This is a genomic window from Streptomyces sp. HUAS MS02, assembly GCF_055702265.1.
Genome location: NZ_CM146747.1, coordinates 7,429,557 through 7,454,910 on the forward strand (window position 1 = coordinate 7,429,557; position 25,354 = coordinate 7,454,910).

The following is a 25,354-nucleotide window of genomic DNA, read 5'->3' on the forward strand; positions in this document are numbered from 1 at the left end:
CGAGGGTGCCACCACGACCCACCCGGAGCACAAGGGGCGCGCGAGGGTGTCTTTCGGGATCCCCCGCCAGGACTTCCGAAGGGGCCGCAGGCCCCTTCAGGGGCGCGGGGAACGGCGCGACCGGCCCCCACGGCCGGGCAGCCGCCCACGAGACCGATCCCATCCCAACCGACCGCGCACACAGGGGCGCAGCCCCTACCAGGAACGCGGCGCCACCGGGCGGAGCCCTACGCGGTCATGCGGGACCATGTGGGCGTGGTCCCCGTCACCCGGCACAGCGCCAGGTACAGCGGTATCGGCGGCGTATAGGGAATCGTCCCCTCGGGCCTGAGGATCAGCCCGGGAGCGGCCGCACCGTCGGAGACCAGCGCCCCGGTGGTGTAGCGCACCGGCGACGGCCACTCCAGCGCGTAGTCGGAGTCGGCCGGCACGATCCACCACCAGTGCGCCCGGTCGGCGTAGACGCAGCCCACACGGGGCAGCCGGGGCAGGACCATCGGACCGAAGCGGGCCGGGACGGCGACCGCGTCGCATCCCATGGGCGCGGTCATGCCCTCGGGCAGGGGGATGGGGCGGGTCGGCGCGGCGGAACGCTGGGCGCGGCGCAGTCGGGTCAGGGTGTCGAGGCTCACCACGCGAGCCACTCTGCCCCCACCGGGGGGCCGAGCGGGACCGATCGACGCGCTCACACCCATTCGGCCCCCGCCCGCCGTCCGGCCTGGGGCCGGACTCCGACTTCCGTACGACATTCGAACCCCGTGCGGTACCCGGCCTCGGCACCGCCGCGGTGGCCCTCGACGCCCTTGACGCGGAAGGACTCCGCCTCACCGGGCCGGTCCTCGGCCGGCGGCTTCTTCGCACCCCAGCCCAGATCGGACCGGGCCGCCGTGTCCGGGCCCCTGCCCGCGACCGGGGTGATGTCCACGACCGGCTCGGGCGTGACCGCCGGCGCGAGGGGGGCGAGCAGTCCGCGCGGCACGTCAGCCCACACCAGGAGCCCCAGACCGACCGGCTGGGCACCCCATGAGCGGCAGAGGGACTCGATGAGGAGCAGCCCCCTGCCGTGTTCCTCCTCGGGCCGCTGCGGCGAGGGGTGCGGCTCGCCGGGCGCACAGCCCTCGTCCCGTACCGCTATCCGCACCAGCTCGTCGCCGTCGGACAGCTCGCAGACGATCTGGGCGCTCGCGGTGTGCACGATCGCGTTGGTCACCAGTTCGGACACGACGAGGGCGGCGGTGTCGCAGGTGTCCTCGCACAGGGCCCAGCCGGTGAGCTGGTCACGGGTCACACGCCGGGCCTGGGCCACGGCACCCGGGTGCGCGGCCAGCTCGAATCGAAACCGGCGCTCGGCGACTGTCTCGGGGCGCGCCCCGGCGGCCGGACCGGGACCGACACGGTCACCGGCGGCGTCTGTTCCTAACGGCGCAGGGGGCGGAATCACGCTTGCCACTATCGCCCCGCCGTGAACACTTGGCAAGTGTCACTCTGAAAATTGCAGAGTGCCGTGTGACTCTCTGAACGGTCGTGGCACACTGCACGCAACAGCACGTGTAGCGGCGCCAGTTGGAAATCCCTCGCACAACGTTCGTATGTACGCACAGTGTTCGTATGCGTACACGGACGAGTGCGACGCGCGAGGTCTCCGAACGGCGCCGCAAAGCTGTCGGCACCGGGATGGGCCGAACACCGACGCAGGTCAGCGCAGGGTCACAGGGAGAGAGGCGAGATGAGCGAGCCGCGGTCCGCGCCGACGGTCGGGCAGGTCGTGCTCGGTCGGCGTCTGTTGGACCTGCGCGAGCGCGCGGGCATCAGACGCGAGGACGCCGCACGCGTCCTGCACGTCACCGCCGCCACGGTCCGCCGCATGGAGACCGCCGAGGTCGCCCTCAAGATCCCCTACCTCCAGCTTCTGCTGAAGGCGTACGGGGTCGGTGACGAGGAGGCCGAGACCTTCGTCCAGCTCGCCGAGGAGGCCAACAAACCCGGCTGGTGGCAGCGCTACCACGACATCCTGCCGGGCTGGTTCTCCATGTACGTCAGCCTGGAGGGCGCGGCCTCCCTGATCCGCGGCTACGACCCGCACTTCGTCCCCGGCCTGCTGCAGACCGAGGACTACGCCCGTTCCGTCATGACCTCGGGCGCCATCGGCCAGACCAAGCCCGCGGACATCGAGCGCCATGTCGACCTGCGCATGCAACGCCAGGAACTGCTCACCCGTGAGGACGCGCCCCGGCTGTGGTGCGTGATGGACGAGACCGCCCTGCGCCGCCCCGTCGGCGGCCCGGCGGTCATGCGTGCGCAGATCGACCGACTGCTGGAGGCGATGGAGCTGCCGCATGTGACGGTGCAGGTCGCCACGTTCGACACAGGACCGCACCCCGGCACGTACGGGCCGTTCGTCCTGTTCCGTTTCGCCATGCCGGAGCTTCCGGACATGGTCTACAGCGAGTACCTGACCGGCGCCGTCTACCTGGACGACCGCTCCGAGGTGGCGACCCACCTCGAGGTCATGGACCGCATGGCGGCGCAGGCCGCCACGGCACAACGCACGAAGGAGGTCCTCCGGGACCTCCGCGAGGAGCTCTGAAGACACCGAATGGAATTCATCAAGCCGCAGGCGCAGACGCGCACACGCACCCAGTCGCACAACCGCGTCTACAACGGCATGCCCGCCCGGGAGCTGGGCAGCGAGGGCTGGCACAAGCCCTGGAGCGGAGGCAACGGAGGGAACTGCCTGGAGGCCATGAAGCTCGCCGACGGCCGGATCGCCGTACGGCAGTCCACCGACCCGGACGGACCGGCGCTGATCTACACGCCGGACGAGATGAACGCCTTCATCCAGGGCGCCAAGGCGGGGGTGGCCGACTTCCTGCTCTCCTGAGGCCTGTTGCGCCCTCCCTGTTGTTCAGCCGATCCCCCTATGTTGGCCCTGAATTGATCACTGACTGCCGCGGAACCTCATGGAGTTCGTCATGAACGGGCGTCCCCCCGTCGAGATCGACACGAGCAGACCCCATCCCGCCCGGATGTACGACTGGTACCTCGGCGGAAAGGACAACTACCCCGTCGACGAGGCGATGGGCCGCCAGATGCTGGCCCTCGACCCCCGCGTGCCGGTGATGGCGCAGGTCAACCGTGCCTTCATGCACCGCTCCACCCGCTGGCTGGCCGAGCACGGCGTCCGCCAGTTCCTCGACATCGGCACCGGTATCCCGACCGAGCCGAACCTGCACCAGATCGCCCAGCGGGTCGCCCCCGACGCCGCCGTCGTCTACTGCGACAACGACCCCATCGTGCTGGCCCACGCGGCGGCCCTGCTGCGCGGTACGCCGGAGGGGCGCACCGAGTATCTGCAGGCCGACGTGCGCGACCCACACGCCATCGTCGAGGGCGCCAAGAAGGTCCTCGACTTCGACCGGCCCGTGGCGGTCTCGCTGATCGCGCTGCTGCACTTCGTCTCCGACGAGGACGGCGCGCACGCCCTGGTCCAGCGGCTGATGGCCGAACTGCCCTCCGGCAGCCATCTGGTCGTCACCCACGCCACCGCCGACTTCACCCCGGAGGAGTCGAAGGCGGCCACGGAGAAGCTCAAGGCCGCCGGCGTCACCCTGGCCCTGCGCTCCCGCGATGAGTTCGCCCGCTTCTTCGACGGCCTCGAACTGGTCGACCCCGGCGTCGAGGTGCCCCACCACTGGCACCCCGAACTCGGCGACCCCGTCCCCGGCCAGGACGACGGGGTCATCCCGGGGTACGGGGCGGTGGCCCGCAAGCCGTAGGGCGGCATCGAAGACCGGTGCACGACCGCGCGGCACGGGCCTCTCGGGCTCGTGCCGCGCACTCGTGCGTCCTGGTGCGATCGCCTACACGTACGACCAGATCCGGCGCGGCGCGTCGACGAGGCGGCTCACCGCGACCACCGGCAGCGGCGGCTGCGCCGTGTCGCGCTCCCGCTCCAGCATCAGCCCGTAGTAGATCTGCTCGATCGACGGCGGCCCGACCGACAGGTTGCGCCAGACCGCGCCCGGCGAGTCCTCCTGCCCGGTCTTCACGAGATAGGCCGCGGCCATCGTCCCCGTACGGCCGACCCCGGCGCCGCAGTGCACGAACACCGGCCCGGAGCTCTCGGAGACCGTGTCGAGCAGACGCTGCACCTGCTCAGGCGTGGGGGTCTGCCCGTCACGCATCGGCACCCGTACGACGTCGAGGCCCGCCTCGCGCGGAAGGGCGAGCTGGGCGGCGCTCAGCTTCTCCGCGCGGAGGTCGACGACCGTGGTGAAGCCGAGATCGGCGAGCGACCGGTACCCGGCGGGGGAGGGGGCGGCCCCGCGCCACAGCTCGCCGTCCGTGCCGACGGGCTGGAAGTTGTGGATGCCCTTCACCGAGCGCGTCCCCTCGGGCACCGAGGTGGTCTCACGCGCCACGTACGTCATCGCCAGGACGCCCAGGGAGCCCGTGGCCCAGATGGCGAGGTAGCCGAGCAGCACACCGATCAGCACACGCACCACCTTGCGGCGCAGTGCGCGGGGGCGGGCGGAGGGGGCGGAGGGATCCGGGCGTACGGGCGGAGGTGCGACAGGGACAGACATGGATGACCCGGGGGTTGGGGACGGGGGGTCTGTCCCGCATCGTAGCCTGCCCGACATAAGCGCTCTGTCTGCTTGTGTGCCACCTCACTTCATTTGGGGTGATTGCGGAGATCTTGTCCTAGCTGATGATCTCCAGGGTCACGGCCGGTCCGCGTCTCCGATGCCCACCACGGTGAGGTGCGCGCGATCCACGTCGGCGTCCTCCAGACAGCCGCGCAGCCGGAGCCGGTCGTGATCGGTCAGGGAGGGGCGGACGACCGCCGCGAACATCCCGTCGCCGAGTTCGCCCAGCGTGGTCCGCCGCAGCGGCACCGATGTGGAGTTCCGGCAGCGCTCCCAGGCCTGTGACGCGGCCATGGCCTGCCGCTCGGCGTTCGGGGGAACGCCCCGCATGTCCACCCGGACCAGCACGGACGTCGCCTCGGCCCCGTTCCTCTCCTCCTTCCTGGTCTGCGTGAGGTCGGCGAGCCCGACCACCAGCGAGACCAGCAGGGCGACGCCGACCCCCACGGTGATCAGCCGCGCCGCCCGTCCCCGGCCGCCACCGGGCGGAGCCGTGTCCTCCAGATCGGCGTCCGGCGCCGGATCGGGCGCCGTGAGCACGGCCAGCCGCCCGGCCAGGTGCCGCTCCGCCGTCGGCCGGGCCGTGACCGACGCGATCCGCTGCACCAGCCACGCGATCCCCGACAGCACCACACCGGTGATCAACAGCACGGGCACGAAGACGTACGTCCGACTCGCCGGATCCTCCAGCCAGCGGAACCGGTCGCCGCCCTCACCGCTGTGCGCCTGCCGCAGCCGGGCCAGCGCGTCCCGCTGCCGACGGTCGCTCTCCCTGATCCGCTCCTCGATCCGCGCCAGCCGCCCCAACAGCACGAGCCCCAGCAGCAGCACCCCGACGATCAGCAGCAGCACCCCGCTGAGGATGGCCCGCTGCCACTGCCACCGGTAGAGGTAGACGACGAAGTAGACGCCCGCGCCGACCGCCGCCGCGCCCCCGAAGAGGTAGGCGAGGCGCCGCATCACGAACCCTCCGCCCGTACGTCGCCGGTGCCCCCGTCGACCGTCACCCGGGTCCCCGGCGGGAAACGGCGCACCGCGTCGTCGACGCCCACCACGGCCGGCACGCCGTACTCCCGTGCCAGCACCGCCAGATGGGACAACGGGCTGCCCGTCTGCGCCACCAGCCCCGTGACGCGCGGCAGCAGCGGGGCCAGCGCCGGATCGAGCGTCCGGACCACCAGCACGGCGTCCGGCGGCCCGCTCCCCTCGCCGTCCCACACCGTGCCCATGCCCCGGCCGCCGGACACGCCCCGGCCGCCGTTCCCGTCTCCCGGGCCGGACGGCCCGGTGGCGCGGTCGGCGACGACCACACCGCCCTCCGTGAGCCGGAACCGGTCCGGGAGCGGAGCGGACGCGGCCCGGGGCAGCCGTTCCGCGAAGTCCCCCGGCAGCCCACCGGTCTCCAGCGCGGTCACGAACTCCTGCCACCGCAGCAGCCCCACCCGCCGGGCCTCACCCAGCACACCCCGGACGAGCAACCGGCGCGCCGCCTCCCGTACCAGCCTGACCTGCAACTCCTGCACCCACCGGACCCGCAGCCGCAGGGCCTCGCGCGGCGGCAGAGCGCCCGGGGAGACGGGCCCCGCACGCCGCGCGGACGGAAGGGGGCCCGTGGTCTCGCCTTGGGCGGCGCGGGTGGGGGAGGGGCGTGCGGAGGGGGAGTGCGAGGAGGCGGGTGCCAGGGCGGCTTCGGGAGAGAGGTGCGGGGCGGGGGTGGCCGAGGCGGTCGCGGAGGCGGTAGCGGAAGCGCCGTTGCGGTGGACGGGCTCCGGTGGGGGCAGCCGCAGGCCGCCCCACAGGCTCGGAGCCGTCAGGGCGAGGACCACGGGTTCGGCGGCCACCACCTGGTGGTCCGGCAGGCTCCGGTCCCGGTACCTCGACTCGGTGAGCGTCGCGAGAGCGGTCCCCGCGGCCGTGACGCGGGGCTCGGGGAGAAGGGCACCCGCCAGCGCCTCCTGAGCGTGGAGCGAGACCAGGACGGACCGCGCCCAGCGCAGGGTCGAGATCAACTCGACGGTCGGCAGATCTCCGGTCGGCGGGGTCTCGACCAGCCGCCGGTCGACGTCGGCCACCAGGTCCTGCGCCAGGCCCGGCAGGGTCGAGGTAAGCCGTCCCACCCGCCAGGCGGCACCCAGCCGCCGGGCCCCCGGCGCCGGATTGAGCCACGCCAACCAGGGATGCCTCGGCGGGACGGCGCCCAGCAGCCGCAGGTCCGCCGCGACCCGTCCGCCGACCGTCACGACCACCGGCGCCGACCGCAACCGCCGACGCGACGCGCTCCCGCCGAGGCCGAGCGCGATGGCGAGCCCCCGGGCCATCGGCGCCACCCACAGATCCTCCTCCAGCGGCTCCAACCGCCCCGGCAGGGTCTCCGCCACCGGCCCCGGACCGAGCAGCCGGGCGCCACGCGGCGGACGGGGCCCCATCGCCGTGATCGGGCGGCTCTGGAGCAACCACAGCCGTCCGTCCGCGTCGAACGCGAACTCGATGTCCTGGGGCCCGCCGAACACCCGGGCGGCCCGCCGGGCCAGCCGCGCCAGACGACGCAGTTCGGCGCCGGTGAGCAACGCCCCGCCGTCGGACGACTCCGTCCGCAGCAGCCGCCCCCACCGGCTCACCCAGTGACTCGTCCCGGGCTGCTCCCCGCTCACCAACGTGTCGGGCCCGCCCCGCACCGCGCTCACCAGCATCCGATCGGTCCGCCCGGCCACGGGGTCCGCGCCGAACAGCACACCCCCGACCCGGGCCCTGAGCATCGGCTGGACGAGCACGGCCATCGGCGCGCTGTCACCGTTGGGCCCCCAGGCCGAGACCAGCACCGTGCGCACCGCCGCCAGGAATTCCTCCCAACCCCGCACATCGAGCACCGAGTCGAACCGTCCCGCCAACGAGGACTCCTCCGTGTCCTCCTGCGGCGAGGAGGACCGCACGACCAGGGACCGCGCCCCGTGCCGGGACAACTCGGCCCAGGCGCGCGGCAGGTCCCGTAGATCGTCGGGGTCCCCCAGGTCCCCCAGGTCCCCCAGGTCGCCCGGGTCCCCCAGGTCGCCCGGGTCCGGCGAGCCGTCGGGGTGCTGCGGACCGTCGCAGTCCTGCGGGCTGTAGGGGTCCTGAAGACCGTCGGGGTCCTGGAGACCGTCGGGGTCCTGGAGGCCGTCAGGGTCCCGCCGCTGGTCGTCCGGGCCCAGAGGGGCGTAGGGGATCACGAAGCCGGGCAGCACCGGCAACCCGGCGCGGGCCGCCCGCGCGAGGTGGGCGGCCTTGGATCCGGTGAGCAGAGGCAGCGAGGCCGTCGGCCGGCTCAGGGGGACGACGCGAGAACCGAGAGTGCCGCCGCGCCGGGGCGACGCCCCGCCGTGCGCACCTTCTCCGTGTTCTCCGTGACATTCGTGACGTTCGTCGAGCGTCGTCATCGAGCACCCTCCCGGACCGGCCGCCAACAGGGGGGACGCGAAGGAGGGGCCCTACGCCTGACGACGGAACGAAGGATGGGGGCAGGCCACCACCGGATTGTGGGGTGCCCGCGCGGCGACAGCGGTGACGTACCTCCTGACCTCAATGCTCCCACCGCCCTGCTTTTCCTGTCGACCGGAACCCTTCGGTCGACGACCCACCGAGCCACACCCGCACACCGACCAACCGACGCACCGCCCGCCGGCCTGCCGCGCCGTACGGCCGACCGTTCAGCCGGGCGGCCGCTCAGCCCGGCGGGAGCACCCCGCACAACGCCTCCACCGCCGCCGCGTACGCGTGCTCCGGCGGCGTCGCGTACCCCACCACCAGCCCGTCCGGGGCGCCCCCCTTCGCCTCGGGATGCCGGAATGCCGCCAGTCCGTCCAGGGCGACACCCCGCCAGGTCGCCGCCTTCACCACCGACCGCTCCGTACCGGGCGGCAACCGCAGCACCGCGTGCAGCCCGGCGGCGATCCCCGTGACCTCGATGTGCGGCGCGTGCGCGGCCAGGGCCGCCACCAGCCGGTCCCGACGCCCCCGGTACCGCTGCCGCATACGCCGCACATGCCGGTCGTACGCCCCGGACGTCACGAAGTCCGCCAGCGCCAGCTGGTCCGGCACGCTCGCCCACGCCTCCCGCTCTCCCTTGGCCTCCACCACGGCGTCCACGAACCGTTCCGGCAGGACCATCCACCCCAGCCGCAGCGCGGGCGACAGACTCTTGCTGACCGAGCCGATGAAGACGACCCGGTCGGGATCCAGGCCCTGCACGGCCCCGACGGGCTTGCGGTCGTAGCGGAACTCCCCGTCGTAGTCGTCCTCCAGAACCACCCCGCCACGCGCGCGTGCCCAGTCCACGACGGCGGCCCGCCGCTCGGGATGCAGCGGCCCGCCGGTGGGGAACTGGTGCGCGGGCGTGAGCAGCACCGCCCTCTCCCGGTCCAGCCCGTCCACCCGGGCACCGTCCTCGTCGAGCGGCAGTGGGACGGTCCGTACGGAGGCCGCCGCCAGCAACTCGCGGTGGAAGCCCAGCCCGTACGACTCCACCGCCAGCGGCCCTCGCAGCACCCGGCCGTGGAACAGCAGCCGCAACGCGTGCGCGAAACCGGAGCAGATCACGATGCGCGAGGGCTCGGTCCGCACGCCCCGCGCGCGTGCCAGATACTCGGTGAGCGCCTCCCGCAGCTCGACCCGGCCCGCCGGATCACCCGGCCCGAACGCCTCGTTGGGCGCCCGCGTCAACGCCCTGCGGTACGACGCCGCCCAGGCCACCCGCGGGAACGCGGACGCGTCCGGCGTGCCCTGCCGCAGGTCGTGCAGTGGCCCACGCGCGCGGGGTGCCTTCCGGGGCACGCGTGGGGCGCCCAGGGGTTCCACCCGCTGCGCGACCCGCGTCCCCGACCCCTGCCGGGCGGTCAGCCAGCCCTCCGCGACCAGTTCCGCGTACGCGTCGGCGACCGTGTTGCGGGCGACCCCCAGGTCCGCCGCGAGCGAGCGGTACGGCGGCAGCCGGGTCCCGGGCGCCAGCCGACCATCACGCACCGCCTCCCGCAACGCCCGGATCAACGCCGCCCGCCGGCCGCCTCCGCCGGACAGTTCGAGATGCAGATCGGCCCCGAACAGCTCCGCCGAATTGACCCACGAATCCACCATGGAAATGCACCCTACGACAGGTCTTTCCGCCCCATAGATTCATGGTCATGACGACGAACACGACGACGAACACGACGGCGACGAGCACGACGACGAACGCGACCGTGACGAGCGCGGCAGCGACGGACGCGACGGTGACAGGCACGACGGTGACGAACGTGGCGGCAACGAGGGACGCGACGGTGACGGACGTGACGGCGGGCGCCGCGCCCCGGCTCGACTTCGCGAAGTCGGCCAGGAACGCCTTCCGCGCCCTCATCGGCTTCGACGCGGCGGCCCGCGAGGGCGTCGACCCGGCCCTGGTCGAACTGATCCAGATCCGCGCCTCCCACCTCAACCACTGCGCCTACTGCCTCCACATGCACACCAACGACGCCCGCAAGGCCGGCGAGAGCGAGGACCGGCTGCACATGATCCCGGTCTGGCGCGAGGCCCGGCACTTCTTCACCGCCCGCGAACAGGCCGCGCTCGCCCTCACCGAAGCGGTCACCCTCCTCGCCGACGGCGGGGTCCCCGACGCCGTCTACGCCGAAGCCGCCACCCACTTCGACGACACCGAACTGGCCCACGTCCTCGCCCTGATCCTCACCATCAACACGTGGAACCGCATCGCCCTCGCCACCGCCAAACAAGCAGGCACGGACAACCGTTAGCCCTCAAGCCCCCTCCCTTCGGCTTCCGGCACCTGCCGACGGCTACACAGTCATCGGGCGGTCGTACGGCCCGATCGGTGCCGGCAGGCGGTCCGCCCCGGTCAGACCACGGTCGACCGCGGCGGCCACGGCCCGCCCCTCGGCGATCGCCCACACGATCAGGGACTGCCCACGGGCCGCGTCCCCGGCGGTGTACACCCCGGGCACGTTCGTCGCGAAGTCCGGCCCCCGCGTGATCGTCCCGCGCGGGTCGAGGGCCAGCCCGAGCTGGTCCACGAGCCCGTCATGACGATCCGGACCGGAGAACCCGAGCGCGAGCAGGACGAGATCCGCGGGCAGCGTCCGACCGGTACCCGGCCTGGCCTGCCGCCGCTCGTCCACCTCGACCAGGTGCAACGCCCGCACACGCCCCGACCCGTCCCCGGTGAAGCGGAGTGTGGACGCCGCGAAGAGCCGCGCGTCCGCGTCCGCCGCCGGCGCGGACCGCAAGTCACGCGCCTCCTCGTGCGCCGCCGAGAGCCGGTACACCTTCGGATACGTCGGCCACGGCTCGACGTCCTCGTCACGCTCCGCCTCCGGCAGCGGATAGATGTCCAACTGGGTCACCGACGCGGCCCCCTCCCGCACCGCCGTCCCCAGACAGTCCGCCCCCGTGTCCCCACCCCCGACGATCACGACATGCTTCCCGGCCGCCGACAACGGCGACACCTCCAGATCCCCCTCGCACACCCGGTCGGCCAACGGCAGATACTCCATCGCCTGGTGAACGCCGGCCAACTCCCGGCCGGGCACGTCCAGTTCCCGCCACGCCGTGGCCCCCGTCGCGATCACCACCGCGTCGTACCGGGCCCGCAGCTCCCCCGCCTCGACATCCACTCCCACCGCGGTCGACGTCCGGAACTTCGTGCCCTCCGCCCGCATCTGCTCCAACCGCCGGTCCAGATGACGCCGCTCCATCTTGAACGCCGGGATCCCGTACCGCAGCAGACCCCCGATCCGGTCGGCACGCTCGTACACCGCGACCGTGTGCCCGGCCCGCGTCAACTGCTGCGCCGCCGCCAGCCCCGTGGGCCCGGAGCCGACCACGGCGACCGTCTTCCCGGACAACCGGTCGGGCGGACGCGGCGGGGTGAAGCCGTCCTCCCAGGCCCGGTCCGCGATGGCCACCTCCACGTTCTTGATGGTCACCGCGGGCTGGTTGATCGCCAGCACACACCCCGCCTCACAGGGCGCGGGACACAACCGGCCCGTGAACTCGGGGAAGTTGTTCGTGGCGTGCAGCCGGTCGCTCGCCGCCCGCCAGTCCTCCCGCGACACGAGATCGTTCCACTCGGGGATCAGATTCCCCAGCGGACAGGCGTCGTGACAGAACGGGATCCCGCAGTCCATGCAGCGGTCCGCCTGCTTGCTGATGATCGGCAGCAGGGCCCCGGGAACGTACACCTCGTCCCAGTCCCGGACCCGCTCCTCCACGGGGCGACGGGGCCAGTCCTCGCGTGGTGTGGTCAGAAAACCCTTGGGATCGGCCATGGCCGTCTCCCTCACGGAGAGGTACGCGTAAGGGCCACGATACGACGCGCCCGCCGCCCCCGCCTCAGGCGAGCGCCAGCAGGTACGACAGGGCCGCGGCGGCCGCGGCGACCGCCCGCACGTGGTTCCACGTCGTCCACCGGCTCACATAGTCGCGCCAGTACGTCGCCGCCTCCGACGTGCCCGCCTCCAGCCTGGCGAGGGTCTCGTTGCGCGGCACGTTCGCCACCATCGTGACCCCGAAGCAGCCGAACAGATACAGCGCGCTGCCCAGCAGCAGTTCGATTCTGCCCCCGTCCGGCCACAGCACGAACGTCACGACGGCCAGCACGGCGCACAGCACCGCCGTACCCACGAACACGAGCATGAACGCCGGCGTCAGCGCGCTCACGTTGATCGCCTGCATCGCCGCCACGCCCTGCGCGGGCGGCAGCGACGCCAGCCCCTTCATCACGAACGTCGAGAACCCGCAGAACACGCCCGCCACGATCGCCGTCCCGAGCAGGCCCAGCACCGTCAGTACGAAGTACGGCCCATCGATCATGTCCGCTCCCACCTAGATCCCCCGAGCTGGATCCCCCGAGGATCCTGCCCACCGCCCGACATCACCACAAGTGAACCTCCCCGAAGATCGCCCCTTCCGCCGCGGTCGCGTTCTCGCTCGGAACCGACGGAGCCGTCCGTTGGGTGAGCATGGGCCTGGGGTGCATCGAGGACGGGTTCTGTGGGGTCCATGCCGACTGGAAGATCGATCACGGCGCCCCCCGCCACCCCCGCAGCGTCGCCTCCACCGTGGCCGCGATCCGCCGGCGCGCCTCGTACCGGGGGACGCCGCTCATCAGGAGGTGGTCGTACGGCGTGTCCACATGGCGTACCGACGCGATGACCGCCGAGGTCACCGCGGACTCGGTGAGCGCGCGCCCCGCCGCGCTGCGCCCGACGCGGCCGCTGCCGCGCAGCGAGGCGTGGGCGGCGATCTCCCGGGCCCGCTCGGGCGGACAGTCGGGGAACAGCCGTCGTACCTCCGCGGCGAAGGCGTCCGTGAAGCGCACGTCCTCGGCCGCCCGGCGCCGCGCGTCCCGTACCCGGCGGCGGCGTCGCGCCTCCGCGTCCGCCAGGCACCGCTCCTCGGCCCGGGCGAGCCCCGCCTCCTCGACCAGGACGCCCTGCCGCTCGTACCGGCCGCGGCGCCGATTGAACCGGACGACCACCGCCGACAGCGCGCTCTCCTCCCGTGCCCTCCGGGTGAGCGCGGTGTCGCCCCGGGGCAGGAACACCAGGTGCCCGAGGTCCGAGCAGTCCAGGCAGCGCGGCGCTCCCTCCTCCAGGACCAGCAGCGCCACGGGACCGCTCCGGCACTCGGCGCAGTGCTTCTTCCTGAGTGCCTGCACGACGACAAGTCCGGTACGGGGCGGGGGAGTAGTGAGCGCTGCCATACGCGGTTCATTCCCCCTGGTGACCGCATGGTCACGCAGTCCTCCGGCCGGACCGCTGGCCAGACCTTCGGCCGGACCGCCGACCAGACCCCCGCCCGGACCGCTGGCCGTAACGCCGACCGGATCCCGGGCCAGATCCCCGACCGGGTCGGGCACCGCTCGTGGCGCGCGGCATCATGGGCCGTGTGCGATTCGAAGCGATCACCTGGGAGCGGCTCGCCGACCGTCTCGCCGACCGCCTCCTCGACCTGAAGCCGGACGACGGCTCGCCCTGGCCGCGGATCGCCTTCGACGGCGCCCCTGCGGCCCACCCCGGTGATCTCGCCGCCCTGGTCTCCGAGGCGCTGCGCATACGCGGCCGGTCCTCGCTCGTCGTGGGGACCGAGGGCTTCCTCCGGCCGGCGTCGCTGCGGTTCGAGTACGGCCACGAGGACGTGGACGCGTACTACGACGGCTGGTTCGACACCGCCGCCCTGTGGCGTGAGGTCTTCGGCCCGCTCGACCCCGGCGGCACGGGGCGGGTCCTGCCCGACCTCTGGGACCCCACCACCGACCGCGCGACCCGCAGCCCCTACGTGACCCTCCCGCCCGGCGCGATCCTGCTGACGCACGGCCCCCTCCTCCTGAAGCATTGGTTCCCCTTCGACCTGACCGTCCATGTCCTCCTCTCCCCGGGCGCCCTGCGCCGCCGTACCCCCGAGGGCGAGCACTGGACCCTCCCCGCCTTCGAGCGCTACGAGACCGAGACCCACCCGGCTGCCACGGCCGATGTCCTGGTCCGCGCCGACGACCCACGCCACCCGGCCTGGAACGGCTGACCGGGTGCGGGATTCGTCCACAGCGTCGACCGAACCCCGACCTCGCCCCGCGGGGGCGGCACGCGTCGCTCCGCATGCGCCTCGGTCCGGTCGCGGCAAGAATGAAAGGCGCCGGGACTAGCGGTGCGTCCTGCGCCGCGCCGGCCGTCCGGCAACGGGAGGTACTACATGACCACCGCCGGAGACATCATGCACCGCGGCGCCCAGTGGATCCCCGCCCACGAGACCCTCGACCGGGCCGCCCAGCTGATGCGCCAGCTGAACGTCGGTGCACTGCCCATCAGCGACCAGAACGAACGACTCTGCGGCATCCTCACCGACCGCGACATCGTCGTCGGCTGTGTCGCCCTGGGCCACGACCCGTCGACGATCACGGCCGGCGAGATGGCCAAGGGCACACCGCGCTGGATCGACGCGGGCGCCGATGTCAGCGAGGTGCTCCAGGAGATGAAGGGGCACCAGATCCGCCGGCTGCCGGTGATCGAGAACAAGCGTCTCGTCGGCATGATCAGCGAAGCCGACCTCGCCCATCACCTGTCGGACGATCAGATCGCCTCCTGGGCCGAGAGCGTCTACGCGAAGAGCGCGACGCACTGACCGCCGGCGTCGGGCGTGACGCCCGGCCGCTCGATCACCTCCCCGCTCCGGGAGTCACAGCCATCCGTTGCGCTTGAAGCCCCGGTAGAGGGTGACGCAGGCGGCGGCTATGACTCCCAGGACGAGGGGATAGCCGAACTTCCAGTGCAGCTCCGGCATGTACTGGAAGTTCATGCCGTAGACCCCGCACACCATGGTCGGCACGGCGATCAGCGCGGCCCATGCCGTGATCCTCCGCATGTCCTCGTTCTGCGCGACGCTGACCTGCGCGAGATGCGCCTGGAGAATCGAGTTCAGCAGTTCGTCGAACGCGGCGATCTGGTCGGTGGCCCGCAGCAAGTGGTCGGAGACGTCGCGGAAGTAGGCCTGTATCTCCGGGTCGACCACCCGGATCGGTCGTGAGGTGAGCTCCAGGAGCGGGCGGGCGAGCGGGGCCACCGCCCGCTTCAGTTCGAGCAGTTCGCGCTTGAGCTGGTAGATGCGGCCCGGGTCGACACGCGCGCCGTTCGCGGCGAAGACATCGGTCTCGACCTGGTCGATGTCCGTCTGGACGGAATCCGTGACGCTCAGGTAGTCGTCGACCACATGGTCCGCGATCGCGTGCAGCACCGCGGCCGGTCCCTTGGCCAACTGCTCCGGATTCGCCTCCAGTTCCTCCCGCAGCGGACCGAGCGAACCGTGCCGTCCGTGGCGGACGGTGATCACGAAGTCGGCGCCGACGAAGACCATGATCTCGCCGGTGTGCACCACCTCGCTGGTCGCGGTCAGTTCGGTGTGCTCGACGTAGCAGACCGTCTTGAACACCGCGAACAACGTGTCGTCGTAGCGCTCCAGCTTCGGCCGCTGGTGGGCCTCGACCGCGTCCTCCACCGCCAGCGGGTGCAGGCCGAAGAGCTCGGCGATACCCGCGAACTCCCGCTGCGTCGGCTCGTGCAGCCCCAGCCAGACGAAGCCGTGGTCGTGCCGGCGGACCTGCTTGAGCGCCTCCACGACATCGCGGACCGCGGGGGATCGGACACCCTTGTGGTAGGTCACGCAGTTCACCACCGAGGTGCCCAGCGGGGAGCGGGCCGGATGGCTCAGGTCGACGCGGGGGCGCCGCCGGGCCAGCCGTGCCATCGTGCGCAGGCCGACAACCCTGTCGAGGCCGGTGACCTTCCGCAGATTCCCTGCCATGGACATCTGGTCTCTCCTTGCGTGGATCTCCTCGCACCGCACTCCGTGCCTTGTCGCGCCAGTTTGCCAGGGCCGAACGAGTGCCGGGTAAGACTGTGGGAACGGAGCGTTCCGCTTCACTTGTAGACGTCCTGGGCGGTGAGGCCGTTCCGATCCGGCCGTCTCGATCCGGTTGTTTCCGGCCGGTCGCCGCGGGGACTGCCGCACGACTGCGGGAGCGTCGCCGCATAGGGCAAGTCGGTCAAATGGGAGGATCGGTGCATGATGCGAACCGACGGGTATCTCCTGGACCAGCGGCGGACCGAGACGGGGCAGGGCCCCGACGCCTTCGCCACGCTCTTCGACCCCACCACGTTCCGGCACATGGAGGCCTTCGGTCTGGGGTCCGGCTGGCGCTGTTGGGAGGTCGGCGCGGGCGGCGCCTCGGTCGTCTCCTGGCTGGCCAAGAAGGTTGGGCCGACGGGCAAGGTCATCGCGACGGACACCGACATCTCCTGGGCCGTTCCCTCGGTCACCCGCCCGCCGGTCGAGGCACTCGTCCATCATGTGGGCGTCGACGAGCCCCCGGGGGACGGCTTCGACCTGGTGCACGCCCGGCTCGCCCTGGCCCACGCGCCCGACCAGGAGCAGGCGTTGTCGTCGATGATCAAGGCACTGCGTCCCGGTGGACGGCTCCTCGTCGAGGACAGCGACGCAGCCCTCCAACCCCTGGCCTGCCTGGAGGAGTCCGGCCCCGAGCATCAGTTGGCCAACCGGCTTCGCCAGGCCGTGCGTGAACTGCTCGCCGAACGCGGGACCGACCCGGCGCACGGTCGCCGGCTGCCTCGCCTGCTGCGGACCGCCGGCCTGCGCGGTGTGGGAGCCGACGCGTACTTCCCCGTCGCCGCACCGGCCTGTGCCGCACTGGAGTCGACCACCGTGGACCGGCTCCGCGAAGCGCTCGTCACGGCGAACCTCGCCACGGCGGAGGAGATCGACCGGCATCTGTCGGCTGTGGCCTCCGGCGCGCTGGACATCGCCGCCCCACCCCTGATCTCGGCCTGGGGCCGAAAGGCATAGCGGCAGACCGGGAGCGGTGCGGGACCCGGCGGGCGGGCGCGGGATCCGGTGGTGGGCGCGGTGATCAGGTGACGGGCGGTGCGACCCCGTCGGCGGCCACCGGTGCCCCGATCGCCCAGCCGCGCGCCCCGGTCGCCTGGCCTGCTCGCCCGTCACGCGGCCCGGCCCGGATCGCCCGGTCACCACCCGTTCACGTCAACCGGCCGGGTCGGCTCCCGGCGGTCTCCCGCCCACCTTCTCCACCGCCAGCGCACCCGCACCGCACCCCTCGGCAGCCGCCCCCTCGGCGTCCGCGCCCGCGAGCAGCGCCGCCAGGAACGCCCCCGTGAAGGCGTCGCCCGCGCCGGTGGTGTCGCGGGGCGTGGCGGGTGCCGCCGGGATCCGTGACACGACGACGCCCTCGCGCGCGACGAGGGCACCGTCCGCCCCCTGCTTGGCCACCACCAGGGGGACGAGACGGCTCAACTTGGCCGCCGCGTCGGCCGGATCGGGCAGCCCGGTCAGCAGATGGGCCTCGTCGCGGCTGGGCAGCAGCACATCGATCCCCTCGACGAGCGTGAGGAAACGGTCCACGCCGAGCCGTGTGAGGAACCCCGCCGACGCGGGATCCACGCTCACCGGCACTCCGCGCGCGCGTGCCGACGCAAGGGCCACGGAGGCCAGCGCGCGACTCGGCTCGGCGAAGAACAGATAGCCCGACAGATGCAGCCGCGCGACCCCGTCGAGCAGGGACGGCGACCAGTCGTCCGGGTCCAGCCGCAGCGCGGCGCCGCTGTCGGTGAGAAACGTGCGCTCGGCCGCGGCGCCCGTGTCCACCAGGCAGATGACCGTCCCCGTGGGCGCCTCCGGGTCGACCACCAGATGGGGTCGCACCCCCGAGGCCCGCAGCTCCCGCTCGTGCCAGGCGGCCGCGTCCGTGCCCACCCGTCCGAGCAGCCGCACGTCCGCACAGCCGCGATGAGCCGCCCAGCAGGCCACGTTGGCGCCCGCCCCGCCCGGCAGCGTCCGGATCGCGGAGGCCGTGTCCGTGCCCGCCGCGAGCGGCCCGCGGTGCCGGGCGACGACATCCGTCACGACGTCCCCCACGACGAGCAGCGCCCCGCGCCCGTCACCGGCCCCGCTCAGCGCACCACCCGTCGCACCACCGGGCTCACCCGCGGCATCACCGGGCTCACCCCCAGCACCACCGGGCCCGTTCGCACCTCGCCGGTGGTTCACCTCACGCCCCGGCCCAGGCCGCCGCGATACGCGACGCGAGCCGTACGTTGCCGCGTACCGCCGCGAGGTTGGCGCTCAGGGAGGCGCCGTCCGTGTGCCGTACGAGATAGCTCAGCAGGAAAGGTGTGACCGCCTGGCCCGTGACGCCCTCCGCCTCGCACGCCGCCAGCGCCTCCGCGAGCACGCGCGCGTGCAGCTCGGGATCGAGCTGTTCCTCCTCCGGCACGGGGTTGGCGACGATCAGCGCCGACTCGGGGCCGCCGAGCGCGTCCTGCGCCCGCATGACGTCCGCGACCTCGCCCGGCGACCCGAGCGTCCACTCCACCGGATGGCCCGAGTCGGACAGATAGAAGCCGGGGAAGCGGTCCGTGCCGTACCCGGCGACCGCGACACCGAGGGTCTCCAGCCGCTGCAAGGTCGCCGGCACGTCCAGGATCGACTTCACGCCCGCGCACACCACCGTGATCCGGGTACGTGCGAGGAGCCCCAGGTCGGCGGACTCGTCCTGGGTCACCGTCCACTCCCGGTGCACACCGCCGAGCCCACCCGTCGCGAACACCCGTACGCCCGCGAGGGCCGCCAGCTGGGCGGTCGCCGACACGGTGGTCGCTCCGCTCACGCCCGCGGCCACCGCCGACGGCAGATCGCGGTGCCCGAGCTTGCGGATGCCGTCCTCGTTCGCGACCCGGTCCAACTGCTGCTTGTCGAGGCCGATGTGCGGCCGCCCGTCCAGTAGGGCGATCGTCGCGGGTACGGCGCCCTCCTGCCGTACGACCTCCTCCAGCTCCAGCGCCACCTGCAGATTGCGGGGGCGGGGCAGCCCGTGCGCGATGATCGTCGACTCCAGCGCCACCACGGGTCGACGCGCGTCAACCGCTTCCCGTACCTCTTCGGACACCATCAGCACGCGCTTGCCTCCTGTCGGACGTTCTTCCCTCATCCCTGGCGGACGGCGCGCCCGGCCAAACCCTTGCGCGCTGTGGTGCAGGACACCAGCCTGAGGTGCATGAAGGAGAACACGACACGCCTCGACCACGTCGTCCTCTGGGTGCGGGAGCCGGTCGCCGCGGCCGGGTTCTACGAGAAGGTCGTGGGCCTCGAACCCGTGAGAGTCGACGAGTACACGACGGGACAGGCACCCTTCCCCTCCGTCCGGGTCAACGACGAGACCATCATCGATCTCATGCCGCTGGCCACGGCCCCGAAGATGCGGATGGTGCCGGGCGCCGCCGCCGGTGCCGGACATCCCGTCAACCACGTGTGCCTCGCCGTGCCCGGCCCCGCCTTCGACGAACTGCGCGACCGACTGGAGGAGCGGGAGGTTCCCGTCTCGGAGATCTCCCACGACTCCTTCGGCGCCCGCGGACCCGCCCTGCGCAGCTTCTACTTCCAGGACCCGGACGGCAACGTCTTCGAGGCGCGGCACTACGAATGAGGCGCGGCACTACGAATGACGCACCGCCCGGCAGCCGTCACGGATTCCGGCCACCCGTTCAGAACAACGGCTGCGGAAGCACCCCTTCCAGCGCCAGCAGTCTCCGCTTCGTCTCCAGTCCGCCGCCGAACCCGCCGATGCCACCGTCGCTCTCCACCACCCGGTGGCACGGCACCACCACGGGCAGTGGATTCGACCCCATCGCGACGCCGACCGCCTGGGCCGCGCCGGGCTGTCCCACGCGCCGCGCGAGATCGCCGTACCCCACGACCGAGCCGTAGGGGACGCCCGACGCCAGTTCGCGCAGCACCTGGCGGTTGAACCCCGATATCAGCGACCAGTCGAGCGGCAGCGCGAAGTCGTGCCGTTCGCCCGCGAAGTAAGCCTCGAACTGACGTATGGCCTCGGCCAGCTGAGGTGCGTCGGGCGCCTCCACGGGAGTGGTGCCGAGGCGGGAGGCGAGCCGGTTCAGGGTCCGGTCGCGCACCGCCTCCGTGGCGTGGAACACGACATTGACGAGGCCCTCGTCCGTCGCGGCCAGCAGCAGCGGGCCGATGTCCGAGCCGACGACGGCCCAGACCACCCGCTGCTCGTCCTGCGCATGGCTGTTCATGGGACCACCGTACGGGGCCGCCACCGACAACGACCGTGGTGTGCGCCCGGCCCCGCAGCGCACACCACCGGCCGCGTACCGCCGCATCAGCCCTGTGTGGCGTCCCTGACCACGTCCGGCTTGTTGGTGATGATGCCGTCCACGCCGTAGTCGGCCACCCGGCGGGCGTTGGTGGCGTCGTTCACGGTCCAGGTGAGGATCTCCAACGGCTTGCCGTGCGGACCTCCGAGCGCGTGGATCGTGGCCACGTAGGACTCGGAGATGGTCGTGTACGAGGAGTTGATCTGGTCGCTGAACGTCGCGTACTCGGGGAGGTCGGCGATGTCCGGGGTGCCGAGCAGACCGGTCTTCACCGCCGGGTTCAGCTCGTGGACCCGGCGTACGGTGTCGGCGCTGAAGCTCTGGATCACCAGCTTCTCCAACTGCGCCGGGCCGAGCCAGCCCTCGTTGCTCAGCACCTTCAGGGTCTGCTGCTCGATCCCCGGGTAGAGCTGCGGGTTCTTGATCTCCAGGACGAGCTTCTGATGGTTGCGCGACACCCGCCGCATGTACTGCTCCAGCGTGGGCACGCGCGCGCCCGCGTAGTCGGCGCCGAACCAGCTGCCCGCGTCCAGGCGCCCGATCTCCGCGGCGGTGAAGTCCGCCACGTTCCAGGGGGCGCGCTCGGGATAGAGCTCCTCGACGTTGGTCGTCCGCGCCAGCGTCGCGTCGTGGAGGACGACGAGCCTGCCGTCACTGGTGCGCTGGACGTCGTTCTCGACCCAGTCGAAGCCCATCTCGTGGGCCTTGTCGACAGCGGCCAGGGTGTTCTCGGGCGCGTAGGCGGAAGCTCCACGATGCGCGACGACCAGCGGATTCCCGGCGTCGGCGGCCGCGTAGGCGGCGGAAGTGGGGAGCAGGAGGACGGTGGCCCCCAAGAACGCTGTGGTCGCGGCGGCAACTGCGCGCACGTGCATGCGTACTCCTCGCGTCGATCGATCACGGTCAGCTCAAGAGTGACAGCAGAGGGTCAACGGGAGAGGTGCGCAGGATGGCCATGAATTGAATGGAGTTGCCCAAGTCCGCTCACGGGCACCGCACAAGTGGGGCAAGGCCGTGTTTCTTTGCCGGAAAATCGTTCGACCATTCCGGTGGGGGTCATACTCTCTGCGACAACCCTGACCGTCGTGGCGGTGCCGGGGCTGGGGGCACAGCAGGAATTCCAGGTACGCGACAGGGCGGGAAAGGCAGCCGCGAATGCAGGGCACGGTCGACGGCTTCAGCTACGGACTCGTCACACCGGTGGTGGCCTATCTCATGGCCTGCCTCGGGGGCGCGCTCGGCCTGCGCTGCACCACCAGATCGATGCTCGTGGACGGCCGCTGGCGGATCGGCTGGCTCGCGCTGGGCTCGGCGGCCATCGGCTCCGGCATCTGGACCATGCACTTCGTCGCGATGATGGGGTTCAAGGTCCTGCAGACCCCGATCCACTACGACCCGCTGACCACGTTCGCGAGCCTCGCGGTGGCGATCGTCATGGTCGGCATCGGGATCTTCATGGTCGGCTCCAAGGGGGCCGGGGGGGCCGCGCTGTTCACCGGGGGCACCATCACCGGTCTGGGCATCGCCTCCATGCACTACCTGGGCATGGCCGGCATGCGGCTCAACGGCACGTTCGAGTACAACACCGTCACCGTGGCCGCCTCGGTCGTCATCGCCGTGGTGGCCGCGATCGCCGCCCTGTGGGCCGCCGGACAGGTCCGCGGCTTCCTGTGGAGCGTGGGTGCCAGCCTCGTCATGGGGGTCGCCGTCAGCGGCATGCACTACACGGGCATGGCCGCCCTCAGCGTCCATCTGCACACCGGTGCGGGCCCCGACCCGGCCGTGGGTTCGTCGTCCGCCGCCCTGTTGGCTCCGCTGATGATCGGCCCGCTGGTGTTCCTGCTCCTCGCGGGAGTCGTCGTGATGTTCGACCCGTTCATGATCATGGGCAGGTTCCACGCGAACCCCGTCGAGCGCCGGCCCGGCATCCCGGCCCAGGCCACCGCCCACGTCTGCCGGCACCCCGAGTCCCGCACCGCCCAGGAGCACCGCGAGCGGCGTGCCCGCACACCGCAGAATCGCTGATCGCGACCCGTTGTCAGTGCGGGGTCGTACGGTGGATTGCATGCGGCCCGTTTCCAAGATCGAACGCACGGTGGCGCCCTTCGAGGTCGTCAGCCCCTACCAGCCGAGCGGCGACCAGCCCTCGGCCATCGCCGACCTCGCCCGGCGTATCGGAGCAGGTGAGAAGGACGTCGTCCTGCTCGGCGCGACCGGCACCGGCAAGTCCGCCACCACCGCGTGGATGATCGAGAAGCTCCAGCGCCCGACCCTGGTGATGGCGCCGAACAAGACCCTGGCCGCCCAGCTGGCCAACGAATTCCGCGAACTGCTGCCGAACAACGCGGTCGAATACTTCGTCTCGTACTACGACTACTACCAGCCCGAGGCATACGTCCCGCAGTCGGACACCTACATCGAGAAGGACTCCTCGATCAACGAGGAGGTGGAACGCCTGCGTCACTCCGCGACCAATTCGCTGCTCACCCGTCGCGACGTCATCGTGGTCGCCTCCGTCTCCTGCATCTACGGTCTCGGTACACCGCAGGAGTACGTGGACCGCATGGTCCCCCTCAAGGTCGGCGAGGAGTTCGACCGGGACGCGCTGCTGCGCCGCTTCGTGGACATCCAGTACACCCGCAACGACCTGGCGTTCACCCGCGGCACCTTCCGCGTCCGCGGCGACACCATCGAGATCTTCCCGGTCTACGAGGAGCTCGCCGTCCGCATCGAGATGTTCGGCGACGAGATCGAGGCCCTCTCCACCCTCCACCCCCTCACCGGCGAGATCATCAGCGACGACCAGCAGCTGTACGTCTTCCCCGCCTCCCACTACGTCGCCGGCCCCGAGCGCATGGAGCGGGCCGTCAACGACATCGAGAAGGAACTGGGGGAGCGCCTGGCGGAGCTGGAGAAGCAGGGCAAGCTCCTGGAGGCCCAGCGCCTGCGGATGCGCACCACCTACGACATCGAGATGCTCCGCCAGATCGGCTCCTGCTCCGGCGTGGAGAACTACTCGATGCACTTCGACGGCCGCGAACCCGGCTCCCCGCCGAACACCCTGCTGGACTACTTCCCGGACGACTTCCTCCTCGTCATCGACGAGTCCCATGTGACCGTCCCCCAGATCGGCGCGATGTACGAGGGCGACGCCTCCCGCAAGCGCACCCTCGTCGACCACGGCTTCCGACTGCCCTCCGCCCTGGACAACCGCCCCCTGAAGTGGGAGGAGTTCCAGGAGCGCGTCGGCCAGACGGTGTACCTCTCGGCGACCCCCGGCCAGTACGAGCTGTCCCGCTCCGACGGCCACGTCGAGCAGATCATCCGCCCCACCGGTCTGGTCGACCCCGAGGTCGTCGTCAAGCCCACCGAGGGTCAGATCGACGACCTGGTGCACGAGATCCGGCAGCGCACCGAGAAGGACGAGCGTGTCCTCGTCACCACCCTCACCAAGAAGATGGCCGAGGACCTCACCGACTACTTCCTGGAACTGGGCATCCAGGTCCGCTATCTCCACAGCGATGTCGACACCCTGCGCCGCGTCGAACTGCTGCGCGAGCTGCGTGCCGGTGAGTACGACGTCCTGGTCGGCATCAACCTCCTGCGCGAGGGCCTCGACCTCCCCGAGGTCTCCCTGGTGGCGATCCTCGACGCCGACAAGGAGGGCTTCCTGCGCTCCGGGACCTCGCTGATCCAGACCATCGGCCGCGCGGCGCGCAACGTGTCGGGTCAGGTCCACATGTACGCCGACAAGATCACCCCGGCGATGGCGAAGGCCATCGACGAGACCAACCGGCGCCGGGAGAAGCAGGTCGCGTACAACAAGGCCAAAGGCATCGACCCGCAGCCGCTGCGCAAGAAGATCAACGACATCGTCGCGCAGATCGCCCGCGAGGACGTCGACACCGAGCAGCTGCTCGGCTCGGGCTATCGCCAAGGCAAGGACGGCAAGGGCGCCAAGGCCCCCGTGCCCTCCCTCGGCGGCAAGGCGGCCAAGTCCGCCAAGGGCAGGACCAAGGCCGAGGAGACCGTCCCGACCGACCGTCCCGCGGCCGAGCTCGCCCAGCAGATCGAGGACATGACGGAGCGCATGCGCGCGGCCGCCGCCGAGCTGCAGTTCGAGATCGCCGCCCGGCTGCGTGACGAGGTCTCCGAGATGAAGAAGGAACTGCGGCAGATGAGGGAGGCGGGACTGGCCTGACCTCCCCCTCCGGCGCCGGGGGAGAAGACACGGCCCCGGCGTCGGCGCGCTGTGTTGCAAGACCGACACAAAGTGCGACACAGGCTGCGGCAATGTCAGTGCCGCTGCGTAAGGTGCTGCACATCCGCGGACTCCGCGGGAACAGGGGACAGTCGAGAGGGGAATCAGCGCGTGACCGTCAACATGACCAAGGGTCAGGCCATCAGTCTGCAGAAGACCGACGGAGGCAGTCTGACCGCGGTGCGCATGGGTCTCGGCTGGCAGGCTGCCCCCCGGCGCGGCCTGTTCGGATCCCGCACCCGTGAGATCGACCTCGACGCCTCCGCCGTGCTGTTCGCGGACAAGCAGCCCGTCGACGTCGTCTTCTTCCGCCACCTGGTGAGCGACGACGGCTCCGTCCGTCACACCGGCGACAACCTGGTCGGCGGCGTCGGCCAGGGCGGCGACGACGAGGCGATCCTCGTCGACCTGGCCCGGGTGCCGGTCCACATCGACCAGATCGTCTTCACCGTGAACTCCTTCACGGGCCAGACCTTCCAGGAGGTGCAGAACGCGTTCTGCCGACTGGTCGACGAGACCAACGGCCAGGAGCTGGCGCGCTACACCCTCGCGGGCGGCGGCCAGTACACCGCCCAGATCATGGCCAAGGTGCACCGCGCGGGCGCGGGCTGGCAGATGACCGCCATCGGCTCGCCCGCCAACGGGCGCACCTTCCAGGACCTGATGCCGGCGATCCTGCCGGTCCTGTAGGCAGGCACCGAGTAAACAGAGCACGCGACACA

Annotated in this window: 25 protein-coding genes; 11 read left to right on the top strand and 14 right to left on the bottom strand. The window is 71.8% G+C overall.

Annotation, left to right across the window (positions count from 1 at the left end):
- Positions 1–227: 227 nt before the first annotated feature.
- Both ACZ9QC_RS31935 and ACZ9QC_RS31940 read right to left on the bottom strand, forming a co-directional pair.
- Entirely contained in the window at positions 228–695 is a 468-nt protein-coding gene (locus ACZ9QC_RS31935) for a hypothetical protein (protein WP_316729336.1), read from the bottom strand.
- Positions 686–1,477, bottom strand: a complete 792-nt coding sequence (locus ACZ9QC_RS31940) for an ATP-binding protein (RefSeq protein ID WP_472916272.1) — start codon at positions 1,475–1,477, stop codon at positions 686–688. The genes ACZ9QC_RS31935 and ACZ9QC_RS31940 overlap by 10 nt, the downstream gene beginning before the upstream one ends.
- 249 nt (positions 1,478–1,726) lie before the next feature.
- Between ACZ9QC_RS31940 and ACZ9QC_RS31945 the strand changes: the two genes are divergently transcribed.
- The 3 genes from ACZ9QC_RS31945 (at position 1,727) to ACZ9QC_RS31955 (ending at position 3,776) form a co-directional block, all read left to right on the top strand.
- On the top strand, positions 1,727–2,587 hold the full coding sequence (locus ACZ9QC_RS31945; RefSeq protein WP_472916273.1) for a helix-turn-helix domain-containing protein: 861 nt from the start codon (positions 1,727–1,729) through the stop codon (positions 2,585–2,587).
- Between the two features lie 9 nt (positions 2,588–2,596).
- On the top strand, positions 2,597–2,881 hold the full coding sequence (locus ACZ9QC_RS31950; protein ID WP_472916274.1) for a DUF397 domain-containing protein: 285 nt from the start codon (positions 2,597–2,599) through the stop codon (positions 2,879–2,881).
- A gap of 79 nt (positions 2,882–2,960) precedes the next feature.
- Positions 2,961–3,776 (top strand): SAM-dependent methyltransferase, encoded by an 816-nt coding sequence (locus tag ACZ9QC_RS31955; protein WP_472916275.1) that lies wholly within the window; start codon positions 2,961–2,963, stop codon positions 3,774–3,776.
- Positions 3,777–3,860: 84 nt separating this feature from the next.
- Here the strand turns inward: ACZ9QC_RS31955 and ACZ9QC_RS31960 are convergent, their stop codons facing one another.
- From ACZ9QC_RS31960 to pdxR, 4 genes are all read right to left on the bottom strand, one after another.
- Complete coding sequence (locus ACZ9QC_RS31960; protein WP_472916276.1) at positions 3,861–4,586, bottom strand: protein-tyrosine phosphatase family protein; 726 nt, start codon at positions 4,584–4,586, stop codon at positions 3,861–3,863.
- A 138-nt stretch (positions 4,587–4,724) separates the two neighbouring features.
- Positions 4,725–5,609 (bottom strand): hypothetical protein, encoded by an 885-nt coding sequence (locus ACZ9QC_RS31965; protein ID WP_472916277.1) that lies wholly within the window; start codon positions 5,607–5,609, stop codon positions 4,725–4,727.
- Entirely contained in the window at positions 5,609–8,062 is a 2,454-nt protein-coding gene (locus tag ACZ9QC_RS31970) for a PEP/pyruvate-binding domain-containing protein (protein WP_472916278.1), read from the bottom strand. Before ACZ9QC_RS31970 ends, ACZ9QC_RS31965 begins: the two co-directional genes overlap by 1 nt.
- Positions 8,063–8,348: 286 nt before the next feature.
- Positions 8,349–9,755, bottom strand: coding sequence for a MocR-like pyridoxine biosynthesis transcription factor PdxR (gene pdxR / locus ACZ9QC_RS31975; protein WP_472916279.1), 1,407 nt, complete (start codon positions 9,753–9,755; stop codon positions 8,349–8,351).
- A 134-nt stretch (positions 9,756–9,889) separates the two neighbouring features.
- Here pdxR and ACZ9QC_RS31980 point away from each other — a divergent pair, with 134 nt between their 5' ends.
- Positions 9,890–10,408, top strand: a complete 519-nt coding sequence (locus ACZ9QC_RS31980) for a carboxymuconolactone decarboxylase family protein (RefSeq protein ID WP_472921866.1) — start codon at positions 9,890–9,892, stop codon at positions 10,406–10,408.
- A 42-nt stretch (positions 10,409–10,450) separates the two neighbouring features.
- Here the strand turns inward: ACZ9QC_RS31980 and ACZ9QC_RS31985 are convergent, their stop codons facing one another.
- From ACZ9QC_RS31985 to ACZ9QC_RS31995, 3 genes are all read right to left on the bottom strand, one after another.
- Positions 10,451–11,938, bottom strand: a complete 1,488-nt coding sequence (locus ACZ9QC_RS31985; protein WP_472916280.1) for a glutamate synthase subunit beta — start codon at positions 11,936–11,938, stop codon at positions 10,451–10,453.
- A gap of 64 nt (positions 11,939–12,002) precedes the next feature.
- Positions 12,003–12,482 carry an anthrone oxygenase family protein gene (locus ACZ9QC_RS31990; protein WP_472916281.1) on the bottom strand — a complete coding sequence of 160 codons (480 nt, stop codon included), beginning with the start codon at positions 12,480–12,482 and terminating at the stop codon, positions 12,003–12,005.
- Between the two features lie 208 nt (positions 12,483–12,690).
- Complete coding sequence (locus ACZ9QC_RS31995; RefSeq protein ID WP_472916282.1) at positions 12,691–13,374, bottom strand: DUF2293 domain-containing protein; 684 nt, start codon at positions 13,372–13,374, stop codon at positions 12,691–12,693.
- Between the two features lie 176 nt (positions 13,375–13,550).
- On the opposite strand from ACZ9QC_RS31995, the gene ACZ9QC_RS32000 reads away from it, so the two are divergent.
- Positions 13,551–14,192 carry a nucleoside/nucleotide kinase family protein gene (locus ACZ9QC_RS32000; RefSeq protein WP_472916283.1) on the top strand — a complete coding sequence of 214 codons (642 nt, stop codon included), beginning with the start codon at positions 13,551–13,553 and terminating at the stop codon, positions 14,190–14,192.
- A gap of 168 nt (positions 14,193–14,360) precedes the next feature.
- Positions 14,361–14,789 carry a CBS domain-containing protein gene (locus ACZ9QC_RS32005; RefSeq protein WP_472916284.1) on the top strand — a complete coding sequence of 143 codons (429 nt, stop codon included), beginning with the start codon at positions 14,361–14,363 and terminating at the stop codon, positions 14,787–14,789.
- A 54-nt stretch (positions 14,790–14,843) separates the two neighbouring features.
- Here the strand turns inward: ACZ9QC_RS32005 and corA are convergent, their stop codons facing one another.
- Complete coding sequence (corA, locus tag ACZ9QC_RS32010) at positions 14,844–15,971, bottom strand: magnesium/cobalt transporter CorA (protein ID WP_472916285.1); 1,128 nt, start codon at positions 15,969–15,971, stop codon at positions 14,844–14,846.
- Positions 15,972–16,226: 255 nt separating this feature from the next.
- Here corA and ACZ9QC_RS32015 point away from each other — a divergent pair, with 255 nt between their 5' ends.
- Complete coding sequence (locus ACZ9QC_RS32015; protein ID WP_472916286.1) at positions 16,227–17,024, top strand: methyltransferase domain-containing protein; 798 nt, start codon at positions 16,227–16,229, stop codon at positions 17,022–17,024.
- A gap of 195 nt (positions 17,025–17,219) precedes the next feature.
- Here the strand turns inward: ACZ9QC_RS32015 and ACZ9QC_RS32020 are convergent, their stop codons facing one another.
- On the bottom strand, positions 17,220–18,149 hold the full coding sequence (locus ACZ9QC_RS32020) for a carbohydrate kinase family protein (RefSeq protein WP_472921867.1): 930 nt from the start codon (positions 18,147–18,149) through the stop codon (positions 17,220–17,222).
- A gap of 94 nt (positions 18,150–18,243) precedes the next feature.
- A complete protein-coding gene (locus ACZ9QC_RS32025) occupies positions 18,244–19,143 on the bottom strand; it encodes a pseudouridine-5'-phosphate glycosidase (RefSeq protein WP_472921868.1) in 900 nt (299 codons plus the stop codon).
- A gap of 105 nt (positions 19,144–19,248) precedes the next feature.
- Here ACZ9QC_RS32025 and ACZ9QC_RS32030 point away from each other — a divergent pair, with 105 nt between their 5' ends.
- Positions 19,249–19,677 carry a VOC family protein gene (locus ACZ9QC_RS32030; RefSeq protein ID WP_472916287.1) on the top strand — a complete coding sequence of 143 codons (429 nt, stop codon included), beginning with the start codon at positions 19,249–19,251 and terminating at the stop codon, positions 19,675–19,677.
- 58 nt (positions 19,678–19,735) lie between these two features.
- Here the strand turns inward: ACZ9QC_RS32030 and ACZ9QC_RS32035 are convergent, their stop codons facing one another.
- Both ACZ9QC_RS32035 and ACZ9QC_RS32040 read right to left on the bottom strand, forming a co-directional pair.
- Positions 19,736–20,290 (bottom strand): methylated-DNA--[protein]-cysteine S-methyltransferase, encoded by a 555-nt coding sequence (locus tag ACZ9QC_RS32035; RefSeq protein WP_472916288.1) that lies wholly within the window; start codon positions 20,288–20,290, stop codon positions 19,736–19,738.
- 86 nt (positions 20,291–20,376) lie between these two features.
- Positions 20,377–21,246: a glycerophosphodiester phosphodiesterase gene (locus tag ACZ9QC_RS32040; RefSeq protein ID WP_472916289.1), complete on the bottom strand. Its 870-nt coding sequence runs from the start codon at positions 21,244–21,246 to the stop codon at positions 20,377–20,379.
- Positions 21,247–21,526: 280 nt separating this feature from the next.
- On the opposite strand from ACZ9QC_RS32040, the gene ACZ9QC_RS32045 reads away from it, so the two are divergent.
- From ACZ9QC_RS32045 to ACZ9QC_RS32055, 3 genes are all read left to right on the top strand, one after another.
- Complete coding sequence (locus ACZ9QC_RS32045) at positions 21,527–22,396, top strand: MHYT domain-containing protein (RefSeq protein ID WP_472916290.1); 870 nt, start codon at positions 21,527–21,529, stop codon at positions 22,394–22,396.
- Positions 22,397–22,436: 40 nt separating this feature from the next.
- Positions 22,437–24,572 carry an excinuclease ABC subunit UvrB gene (uvrB, locus tag ACZ9QC_RS32050; protein WP_472916291.1) on the top strand — a complete coding sequence of 712 codons (2,136 nt, stop codon included), beginning with the start codon at positions 22,437–22,439 and terminating at the stop codon, positions 24,570–24,572.
- A gap of 171 nt (positions 24,573–24,743) precedes the next feature.
- Complete coding sequence (locus ACZ9QC_RS32055; protein WP_472916292.1) at positions 24,744–25,322, top strand: TerD family protein; 579 nt, start codon at positions 24,744–24,746, stop codon at positions 25,320–25,322.
- Positions 25,323–25,354 lie beyond the last annotated feature (32 nt).

Bases quoted from the DNA above. Each gene is read 5' to 3' on its own strand.
- ACZ9QC_RS32040 (WP_472916289.1), bottom strand. From the start codon at position 21,246: ATGCACGTGCGCGCAGTTGCCGCCGCGACCACAGCGTTCTTGGGGGCC.
- ACZ9QC_RS31935 (WP_316729336.1), bottom strand. From the start codon at position 695: ATGGGTGTGAGCGCGTCGATCGGTCCCGCTCGGCCCCCCGGTGGGGGC.
- ACZ9QC_RS31985 (WP_472916280.1), bottom strand. From the start codon at position 11,938: ATGGCCGATCCCAAGGGTTTTCTGACCACACCACGCGAGGACTGGCCC.
- ACZ9QC_RS32000 (WP_472916283.1), top strand. From the start codon at position 13,551: ATGGGCCGTGTGCGATTCGAAGCGATCACCTGGGAGCGGCTCGCCGAC.
- ACZ9QC_RS32035 (WP_472916288.1), bottom strand. From the start codon at position 20,290: ATGAACAGCCATGCGCAGGACGAGCAGCGGGTGGTCTGGGCCGTCGTC.
- ACZ9QC_RS31960 (WP_472916276.1), bottom strand. From the start codon at position 4,586: ATGTCTGTCCCTGTCGCACCTCCGCCCGTACGCCCGGATCCCTCCGCC.
- ACZ9QC_RS32005 (WP_472916284.1), top strand. From the start codon at position 14,361: ATGACCACCGCCGGAGACATCATGCACCGCGGCGCCCAGTGGATCCCC.
- corA (WP_472916285.1), bottom strand. From the start codon at position 15,971: ATGTCCATGGCAGGGAATCTGCGGAAGGTCACCGGCCTCGACAGGGTT.
- ACZ9QC_RS32025 (WP_472921868.1), bottom strand. From the start codon at position 19,143: ATGGTGTCCGAAGAGGTACGGGAAGCGGTTGACGCGCGTCGACCCGTG.
- ACZ9QC_RS31970 (WP_472916278.1), bottom strand. From the start codon at position 8,062: ATGACGACGCTCGACGAACGTCACGAATGTCACGGAGAACACGGAGAA.
- ACZ9QC_RS31995 (WP_472916282.1), bottom strand. From the start codon at position 13,374: ATGGCAGCGCTCACTACTCCCCCGCCCCGTACCGGACTTGTCGTCGTG.
- uvrB (WP_472916291.1), top strand. From the start codon at position 22,437: ATGCGGCCCGTTTCCAAGATCGAACGCACGGTGGCGCCCTTCGAGGTC.
- ACZ9QC_RS32030 (WP_472916287.1), top strand. From the start codon at position 19,249: ATGAAGGAGAACACGACACGCCTCGACCACGTCGTCCTCTGGGTGCGG.
- ACZ9QC_RS32015 (WP_472916286.1), top strand. From the start codon at position 16,227: ATGATGCGAACCGACGGGTATCTCCTGGACCAGCGGCGGACCGAGACG.
- ACZ9QC_RS31950 (WP_472916274.1), top strand. From the start codon at position 2,597: ATGGAATTCATCAAGCCGCAGGCGCAGACGCGCACACGCACCCAGTCG.
- ACZ9QC_RS32045 (WP_472916290.1), top strand. From the start codon at position 21,527: ATGCAGGGCACGGTCGACGGCTTCAGCTACGGACTCGTCACACCGGTG.
- pdxR (WP_472916279.1), bottom strand. From the start codon at position 9,755: ATGGTGGATTCGTGGGTCAATTCGGCGGAGCTGTTCGGGGCCGATCTG.
- ACZ9QC_RS31965 (WP_472916277.1), bottom strand. From the start codon at position 5,609: ATGCGGCGCCTCGCCTACCTCTTCGGGGGCGCGGCGGCGGTCGGCGCG.
- ACZ9QC_RS31955 (WP_472916275.1), top strand. From the start codon at position 2,961: ATGGAGTTCGTCATGAACGGGCGTCCCCCCGTCGAGATCGACACGAGC.
- ACZ9QC_RS31990 (WP_472916281.1), bottom strand. From the start codon at position 12,482: ATGATCGATGGGCCGTACTTCGTACTGACGGTGCTGGGCCTGCTCGGG.
- ACZ9QC_RS31945 (WP_472916273.1), top strand. From the start codon at position 1,727: ATGAGCGAGCCGCGGTCCGCGCCGACGGTCGGGCAGGTCGTGCTCGGT.